Origin of the sequence: Frankia sp. AgB32 (assembly GCF_023243045.1) — a bacterium.
Classification (GTDB): domain Bacteria; phylum Actinomycetota; class Actinomycetes; order Frankiales; family Frankiaceae; genus Frankia.
In genome coordinates this window covers 1-8,482 of record NZ_JALKFX010000258.1, presented here as the reverse complement: position 1 = coordinate 8,482, position 8,482 = coordinate 1, and the positions used below count along the sequence as shown (strand labels likewise).

Here is an 8,482-nt window from a genome sequence, read left to right as displayed (position 1 = left end):
TGCATTGCGCGGCCCGCGCCTGTTGGTTTAAACCCACCGGCACCCCCGGGCGCCGGCCGGCGCCGCCCGGTACGGCAGGGATACCCTGGCCAGACCGGACCGGAAGGCGGGCCCGCATCGGCATGGCCCGCTCCGCCGTCTGGAAGGGGCCCCGTGGACCGCGCGCACGACATGGCCGGCAGCGGCGTGGCTGGCGCCGTCGCCGCCCGGTCGGGCCGCGCGGCGGGACCGGCCGGCGGGCAGGGCGCCGCCTCCATCCGCTGGAAGATCGTGGACGCGACGGTCACGTGCATTCGGCGCCGGGGCATCGAGCGCACCTCCATCAGCGCGATCGCGGCGACCGCCGGCGTCTCCCGCCCCACCGTCTACGCCCACTTCGAGACCCGCGACGCGCTGGTCTCCGCCGCGCTGACGGCCGTGGGCGCGCAGGTCGGCCGGACGGTCGTCGGCGCCGCCCGGCGCCGGGCGCGGACCGCGGGCGAGTTCCTCGTCGAGGCGCTGGTCGCGGTGCGCCGGGAGTTCCGCGCCGAACCCGCGCTGCGCCCGCTGCTCGGCGGCGGGCACCGGGACACCCACGACGCGCTCTCAGCGGGCGCGCTCGCGGTGGCGCAGCCGATCATCGCGCCGATCGTCGACTACGACGCCGCGCTGGAGCCGTTCCTCGACGAGATCGTCGAGACCGCCGTGCGCTGGCTGCACTCCCTGCTCATGTTCGACAGCGCCAGGACGTCCTCGGAGGCGCGGCTGCGCGCCTACCTGCGGCGCGCCGTGGTGCCGGTGATCGACGCGATGTCGGCGAGCGCCGCCGGAACGGACCAGCCAGGCGGCGGCTGATGGTACGCGGGGAACAGATGCCGCCGCGGTCGGTGCAGGGCATGACCGCGGCCCAGCTGGCCCGGCGCCACCGGCTCACCAGCACTGTCATCGAGATGATCGACCAGGGCGGCCCCGAGCGGCTGCAGATGCGCGACGTCGCGGAGCGCTCCGGCGTCGCCCTCGGCACGACCTACCGCTACTTCTCCTCCCGCGACCACCTGCTCGCCGCCGCCTGGGTCGAGTGGCAGCGCCGCCTCACCGACCGGGTCCGCGTCGAGACCGGCCACGCCGACCCCGGCGCCGGCGATGGCGGCGGCCGCGAGGGCGACGGTGACCGGGCGGGGGCCTGCCGCCGGGTGCTCGGGTTTCTGGACCGGGAGCTGCGGGCGTTCCAGGGCCACCCCAACTTCGCGCGGCTGGTCGCCTACGTGGAGGCCTCGCCCGACCCGTTCGCGTGCGCCGAGCTGGCCGCGCGGGCCGGCGACAACGCGGACATGCTCGCGGCGCTGATGGGAGGGGTGCCGGCGGAGGTCGTCCCGACGGCGACCATCGCCATCAACGCGACCCTCGGGGCCGGGCTGACCTCCTGGACCGTCGGCCGGATCACCTTCGCCGACCTGCGCGACCAGGTCGAGGCCGTCACCCGGCTCGTCCTCGGCCCCTATGACACCGCACAGCCCGGCGCCGCCGTTAACGGTGCATGAGTTGGATCACATTCCGAGGCGCGACAGAGCGGGGCGGCGCGACCCCGGGTGGGCGATTACTCCGGGTGGGCGTCCGCCGTGACGGCGCGGGCGATCAGGTCGACGATGTAGTCGCTGCACATGTCCCGCCCGGCGAAGGAGCGGATGAACACGTGGAACAGCACCGCGCCGACCAGCAGGTCGAGGACGTCGTCGGTGGCCACGCCCGCGGCGGCGCCGGGGGCCGCGGCGGCCAGCATCGCGCGGAATCCCGGGCGCACGCTGCCACCGACCCGCTCGCCCACCATCGCGTGGTTGGCCGGGTCGGACTGGTAGACGCTCAGCAGGCCCGGCAGCGCGGCGCGCGCCGCCGGCTGGTTGAACGTCGCGACGAAGGCGTCGACGTAGCGGCGCAGATCGCCGCGCAGGTCGCCGGTGGCCTGCACCGTCACCTGGTCGAAGCCGGGGAACACCGCGTCCTCGATCATGGCGATCCGCGACGACCAGCGCCGGTAGATCGCCGGCGGTCCCACCCCCGCGCGGCGTGCCACGGCGGCGATCGTCGTCTCGGCGAAGCCCTTCTCGCCGAGCAGTTCGAGCACCGCGCGCCGGACACCCTCGTCGACCCGCGGGTCCCGCGGTCGGCCCTGGGTCGCATCTGCGCTGGTAGGGGCAGCCGGCTGCATACTTATATTATATCCTGACGCGTAATCTTTTAGATCTTTCCTTGCGGCGGAGCGGTCGATGACCACTTCCCCTCGGACGGCAAGTTCATCGAACGCATGTTCCCGGAGTCGACGGACCACGGCGTAACTAAGTGGTACGAGGGTGGGGGCCGGATCGGGGAGCGGGCATACGCCGAGCGCATCCGCTGGATGCCGGCGACCAACGGCCCCGCCACCTACATCCAGTTCGGCCCGTGGGACCACAAGGGCAACAAGGGTGACTTCCTGACCATCCGGGAGCTGCGCGGCGGCGAGCCGCGCTTCGACGGCTACCACCGCCCCGAGCACCCCATCAACCACCTCGACGTGCAGCAGGAGCGGCCGGAGCACCGCCCCGACGGGCGGCGGGTGCATCGGGCCGCCGCCCGTCCGCGCGTTCGGCCCGGTGGTGTCCAGCCGGTGGTGTCCAGGCCGGCGACGTTCCAGCGGCCCTGGTCGAGCCGGCCCTGGTCAGGACGACAGGGCCGGCATGACCTTGTCGGTGACGACCTTCAGGTAGCGCCAGGCGATCTCGGGCGGCAGGCCGCCGATCAGCGGGTGCAGGCTCAGCGGCATGCCGGAGCGGACCAGGTCGACCGCCTCGTCCACGTTGAGGATCTGGTGGCTGCGCTTCTCCGCGCGCAGCTCCTGCGCGGTCTGCGCGGCGGACAGGCTGGTGGTGCCGGTGAGGTCGTCGTTCCACGCCGCGTAGCTCAGGACGTCGTGCATGAGGTAGGAGCCGAGCTCGTCCCAGGCCTGGTCGACGTCCTCGGCGACGAACACCGAGGCGGGCAGCTCGGGCGGCGGCAGGATGCACATGCCGGGCTCGTGCCCGGCGTCGCGGGCGGCCTGCTCGTAGATCGTGCCGAGCTCGGCGTCGCCGTTCTGGGCGAAGAAGCCCACGCCGTGGCGGCCGGCGCGGCGCGCGGCGGCGGGGCTGCCGCCGCCCCAGAACACCAGCGGCCCGCCCGGGGTGTGCGGCGCCGGCGTCACGTGGATGCGCCGGCCCTCGTGCTCGAAGGGCTCACCGGTCTTCGCGCGCAGCAGGACCCCGAGCTTCTCCTCGGCGATCTTGCCGCGGCGGTGGAACTCCTGGCCGTACATCTCGTACTCGACGGGCCGGTAGCCGATGGCGGCCACGTAGGAGACCCGGCCGGCGGAGAGGATGTCGACGACCGCCATCTCCTCGGCCAGCTGCACCGGGTCGCGCAGCGGGAGTATGACGACGGCGACGGTGATCGGCACCGTCGTCGTGCGGGCCGCCAGCGCGCCCGCCATGATCACGGGGGCGGGCAGGTAGCCGTCCTCGGCGCCGTGGTGCTCGCACACCGTCACGCTGATGCAGCCCCGGGCCTCCGCCCAGGACGACATCTCCAGGGCTGCCGCGTACAACACGTTGGCCGGCGCGCCGGTGGCGGGCGCACGCAGATCGAACCGCAGGGTGAACACTCGGGCTCCTCGTCTGGGCCGGATCCACGGCCATGGCCGGGCCCGGGTCGTTGCCGAAGTCGGATCTCTGGACGATCCAACCCACAGCCGGCTCTGTCGCCTCATACGTGGTCGAGGCCGAGATATGATTCATGCCATATTGAATCGCTATAGGCAAGGCATGTTTCGTCATCACCCTGTTCGTGCAGGTGAGCGGCGGGAGCGCCGGCGCCGGCCACGGTGACCCCGTCTGTGCCGCTGCGGGTCCGTCCGGGCTCAGCGCGCCGCAGGTGCGTAGCGTCACCGGAGGCGTCGATCCGTCGAAGGCGCGGCGCGGGGTGTGCGGCGCCGCGGGCCGTCTGCGGGCGCCGCGCGAGGTGTGGCGGATGACCCGGTGAGATGATGGGTGTTGTGGCCAACGACATGCTTCCGGCTCCTGGTCTGGAGGGGCCGGGGGGCGACGGGGCCACCCGGACGCCGCCGACCTACGCCTATCTCGTCCAGGTCAGCGCGAACGGCGGGCGCTGGAACGCCGACTGGACCGAGCCCGCCGGCGGATTCGAGCGTAGCGTCGACGGCGCCTCGCAGGTCGCCCGCCAGGTGCTGCGCCGCCGGTTCGTCCAGATGCGGGCCGACGACGGCGCGCACTGGCGTGACCTGTGGTTCCGCGTCGACGTCTGGCTACTGGGCCCGGCGACCGGCGGCCCCCGCCGCGACGATCCCGGCGACACCCCGTGGGGGCGTCAGCTGCAGGCCGACGGCGGCGCGCCCGACGCGGTCGAGGTGCGGACGCCCGTGCAGGTCCGCAAGGAGGTCGGCGGCTGAACCGCCGGCGCCCCGGGGCGTTCTCAGTCCTCGGTGCCTCGCCTCAGGTGGGCAGGTATCCCGGCCGGCCGCCGGGGCGCCGCCGGCGGCGCAGCACGACGCGGCGGGAGCCGTCCGGGAACAGCCGCAGCCGGTCCAGCTCCCAGTCGCCGAACTCGGCGTGCATCGTGAGGATCTGCACGGCCGCCCGGCGGTCCGTGCCCGGCGGCAGGTAGAGGTTCTGATATTCGAGCTCGACTCCAGCCAATGCGACCTGACCTCGACGTGACGGACATCAAGACGCACGCGTTGGGCAGTTCGCGCTCAGGCGCGACGAGGCGAGCATGCCGATCACCGTGCGGTCCCACCACGTTAACCGTCCCGCTACCTGCCGCAAGGCTCCCCCGCACCCGGACGGTCCGACGTCCGCGCATGTCGGCGCCGGGTAGGTGGGTGGCTCGGGGACCGCGGGTGGCTAGGGGACGTAGGCGAGGGTGAACGCCAGGGTGGCGTAGAGGGTCATCGCCGCGGTGCAGGCCACGAGCACGGCGGTGAGGACCTCCCGGCGGGCGGTGACCAGCGCCGCGACGAACAGGAAGGGGAACGCGCCGTACAGGTAGCGCTCGGCCGAGTCGAGGTTGCTGCCGGTCAGCACCGCGGCCAGCACCAGCGCGCACCACAGCGGGTAGGACACCGGCAGGCGCCGGGCCATCACCACGAGGCCGACGACGGCCAGCAGCAGCCAGGGCACGTGCAGCCCGGTGCCGAGCTGCCCGGAGAACGTCCCCCGGGCGGCGTGCCAGAGCACCGACAGCGGGTTGGCGGTGCTGCCGTGGCGGGCCGCGTCGCGCTGGATCGTGAACGGCGCGAAGCCGTCCCCGTAGGTGTGCGACGACCAGAGGACGTACAACGCGGCGCCCACCAGCGGCGCGACGACCGCGACCAGCCGGCGCGCGATCTGCGCCGCACCACCAGGCGCCCGCCCGGGCGTCGGCGCCGGGCCGAGGCGGCGCGCGAGCGGCCACGGAAGCCCGCGCGCCGCCTCGACGGCGACCGGGACGGCGAGCAGCACCCCGAGCGGGCGACACAGCCCGCCGAGCAGGCCGGCGCACGCGGCGAGTTCCCAGCGCCGGGACCGCGCCCCGAGCAGGACAGCCACCGCGAGCACTCCCGCGAGGGCCTCCGCATATCCCATGACCAGCACGAACGCGGGCGGCGCCAGGGCGGCGAGCCAGATCAGGCGGTAGGTCGTGGCCTCGTCGAAGCCCTCCAGCGTCGCGAGCTGGACCAGCAGCAGCGCGAACCCGAGCGCGGCCACGTTGACGATCGCCAGCAGTACGATCCCGGCGTGGCCGCCGGCGCCCGGAACGTGGTCCAGGACGCGGACGAGCATCGGGAGCAGGGGGAAGAACCGGCGGCTGTCCGCCCCGGCGCCGCTGTAGCCGACCTCGGCGATCGTGCGGTACCAGCCGGCGTCCCAGCCGAGCAGGCCGGTGGTGCGCAGGCGCGGTCCCTGGCCGGTCACGGACTGGTCGGCGATGAACGTCGTCATCGCCAGCGCGGCGCCGACGACGAGGCGGGCGGCGAGCCAGGCGAGCACGACGTCGCGCAGCCGCCAGCGGTCGGCCCGCCAGGTGGAGGGACGGCGCCGCGTCCCCGCGCGGCGGGGACCGACGCGCGGGGGAGACCCGCCTGTCCCCGTCGACGTGCTCGTGCCCGCGGGGAGCCCCGCCCGTCCCGGGTCCGCCGCGCGGTCGCGCGCCGGCGGATCCGGGTGGGGGGACGTTCCCCGCGCGGCGGTCACCGCGCCTGGAAACGCAGCAGCGCGTAGTTCTCGTACACCTTCGCCGGCGTGCCCTGCTCCATGACCTCGTCCGCGTGCGGGCGGGCGTCCTGCAGGGTGGTGCGCACGACGGTGCACAGTTCCTCGTAGGTGCGGTAGGAACCGGAGCCGGCGAGGAACACGGTGTGCTGCGGGCCCGCCTCGGCGAGCGCGCGCCGGGCGACCGCGCGGCCGTCGGCGTGCTTGTTGCGGTCCTCGTAGTCGACCCAGCTGACCCGGTCCGGCGGCGCGTACGTCGGCACGACGTAGACCTTCAGCCAGGACGGCACGGTGCGGGCGAGCCCGGGGCCGAGCTGGTCGGGGCAGACCAGCATGACGTCACCGGGGCGGGCGATCTTTTCGAGGATGCCGGCGGCCTCGGCCGCCTGGGTGCGTTCCCGGCGCAGGTCGCTGGTACCCGCGAGCAGCCCGACGAGCGCCGCGACGGCGATCACCCCGCGGAACACCCGTTTGTCGCCGATGATGGTCGCGCCGAGCCCGAGGACGAGCAGGAACGGGACGAACGCGGTGGCGGTGTACCGGTCGGCCCAGGCGTTGCCGACGACCTTGCCGGCGGTGACGGCCACGACCAGCGTGCCCGTCGCCAGCAGGAACAGGGTCCGGCCGGGCTCGATGCCGCGCAGGTCGACCAGGACGAACCGGCCACCGGCACTGCGGCCGGCAACACCGGCCCCGGCGAGGCCGGTGATCAGGAACAGCAGCAGGCGGCCGAGCGTCGTCGGCCCGCCCGCCCACTGGCCGTAGGCGTGGGAGATGGCCGCGTAGCTCGCCGGCTCGCCCCAGGGGGTGCCGGTGTGGGCGAGCTGGTCGAAGAAGCTCGGAAGCCACGGGGAGAACACCAGTCCACCGGCGACGATGCCGACCAGCCCGAGGATCGGGCCCCGGCGGGCGACGATCGCGTCGCCGGGCACCGTGCGACGCGTCGCCGAGCGGTGGCTGCGGGCCCCGGTGACCCGGGCGGCGGGGCCGGCCGGTCGCACGGGCGGCGCGCCGGCACCCCGGGCGGTGCCGGAGTAGGGGTAGGGCTCGGTCGCCGGGCTCTCCCCGGTCGCCACCAGGGCGCCGGGGGAGGGCTGGTCCTCGGCGCGCTCGGCCGCGCCCGCCGGGTCCGTGCCGGCGCGGCGCGCGCGACGCGCCCGCAGCCAGGGACGCACGGTCAGCAGGCCGATCAGCCAGCCCCCGACGGTCAGCAGCAGGTAGAGGCACCAGTAGTGGGTCAGCGCCAGGCAGCCCGCGGCGAGCGCGAGGCCGATCACGGCGCGTGCCGACGGTGCCCGCAGCACCCGTTCCAGGGCGACTCCGCCGAGCGCGGTGAGCAGCACGATGAGGCTGTACATCCGCGTCTCGGTGCCGAAGTACAGGGCGAACGGCGAGGTCAGGTACAGCACGACGGAGACCCTGGCCGCGCGTTCGCCGACCACCCGCCCGGCCAGCACGTAGAGCGGCCACGCGGCCAGGATGTTGATCATCGCGGACAGTGAGCGGACGGCGAGGTTGCTCTCGCCGAACAGGTCGATCCAGCCGTGCAGCAGTACGTAGTACAGCGGCGGCGAACCGTCCTGCAGCAGACCGTCCCACATCGTGACGCCCGCGCCATGCAGCGGCAGGCGCGCGATGGCGACGCTCTGGGCCTCGTCGAGCCACAGGGCCTGGCTGGCGGTGAACCGAATGATCACCGAGGCGGCGACGAGCAGGCCGACCACCACGGCGAAGATCCGCGCGCCGCGGTCGGGCCGCCCGCCGACCTGGTCGGCGGGCTCGGGGAGCTGCTCCGCCGGGCGGATCGCGACGTCCGTCATCGCAGCTGCGGCGCGCTGGCCCGCGCCGTCGGACCGGGGCGGGATCGCCGTCCACCGTTGGACATTGATGGCATGCCTTTCGTCGTCCGCGGCGCGGCGGGGTCAGCCGGACGACGTTCGGCCAACCAGGGGGTCCGCACCTGGTCCGGTGCTCGTGCGGCGCGCGGGATGGTCGGCTGACCCGGCGGGCGGGCCCACCGGGGTGGTCGCCGCGGGTCAGGGCCTCGGCCGGTCGGCGTCAGGTTCCGTGCCGTCCTGCATTCTGGTCCGATCCGCCGCGGCCGGCATGCCGGCCGCGGGGGGGGGGGGCCCCGGCCGCCCCCCCCCCCCGGCGCCTGGTTGTACGGCATGACGTCGGACGGGCGACGCAGCTCGATGTAGAGGCTGGACGCGCCGATCGCGTAC

At 74.5% G+C, this 8,482-nt stretch carries 8 protein-coding genes; 3 read left to right on the top strand and 5 right to left on the bottom strand.

The genetic code is table 11. The annotated features are described in order from the left end of the window. The first annotated feature begins 153 nt into the window (after positions 1–153). A complete protein-coding gene (locus tag MXD60_RS27860; protein ID WP_248822669.1) occupies positions 154–834 on the top strand; it encodes a TetR/AcrR family transcriptional regulator in 681 nt (226 codons plus the stop codon). After that, positions 834–1,520 (top strand): TetR family transcriptional regulator, encoded by a 687-nt coding sequence (locus MXD60_RS27855; protein ID WP_248822668.1) that lies wholly within the window; start codon positions 834–836, stop codon positions 1,518–1,520. Before MXD60_RS27860 ends, MXD60_RS27855 begins: the two co-directional genes overlap by 1 nt. A 56-nt stretch (positions 1,521–1,576) precedes the next feature. Here MXD60_RS27855 and MXD60_RS27850 read toward each other — a convergent pair whose 3' ends face one another. Both MXD60_RS27850 and MXD60_RS27845 read right to left on the bottom strand, forming a co-directional pair. After that, positions 1,577–2,185, bottom strand: coding sequence for a TetR/AcrR family transcriptional regulator (locus tag MXD60_RS27850; protein WP_248822667.1), 609 nt, complete (start codon positions 2,183–2,185; stop codon positions 1,577–1,579). Positions 2,186–2,674: 489 nt separating this feature from the next. Further along, a complete protein-coding gene (locus tag MXD60_RS27845) occupies positions 2,675–3,652 on the bottom strand; it encodes an LLM class flavin-dependent oxidoreductase (RefSeq protein ID WP_248822666.1) in 978 nt (325 codons plus the stop codon). 381 nt (positions 3,653–4,033) lie between these two features. Here MXD60_RS27845 and MXD60_RS27840 point away from each other — a divergent pair, with 381 nt between their 5' ends. Beyond that, entirely contained in the window at positions 4,034–4,456 is a 423-nt protein-coding gene (locus MXD60_RS27840) for a hypothetical protein (protein WP_248822670.1), read from the top strand. A 43-nt stretch (positions 4,457–4,499) separates the two neighbouring features. On the opposite strand, the gene MXD60_RS27835 is transcribed toward MXD60_RS27840, so the two are convergent. The 3 genes from MXD60_RS27835 to MXD60_RS27825 all read right to left on the bottom strand — a co-directional run bounded on the left by MXD60_RS27835 (position 4,500) and on the right by MXD60_RS27825 (position 8,077). Next, on the bottom strand, positions 4,500–4,703 hold the full coding sequence (locus tag MXD60_RS27835; protein WP_248822665.1) for a DUF5703 family protein: 204 nt from the start codon (positions 4,701–4,703) through the stop codon (positions 4,500–4,502). Between the two features lie 207 nt (positions 4,704–4,910). Beyond that, positions 4,911–6,239: a putative hexosyltransferase gene (locus tag MXD60_RS27830; RefSeq protein WP_248822664.1), complete on the bottom strand. Its 1,329-nt coding sequence runs from the start codon at positions 6,237–6,239 to the stop codon at positions 4,911–4,913. Beyond that, the gene (locus tag MXD60_RS27825) at positions 6,236–8,077 is read right to left on the bottom strand and encodes a glycosyltransferase family 39 protein (RefSeq protein WP_248822663.1); all 1,842 of its coding nucleotides are present in this window, start codon (positions 8,075–8,077) and stop codon (positions 6,236–6,238) included. The genes MXD60_RS27830 and MXD60_RS27825 overlap by 4 nt, the downstream gene beginning before the upstream one ends. Between the last annotated feature and the right edge of the window lie 405 nt (positions 8,078–8,482).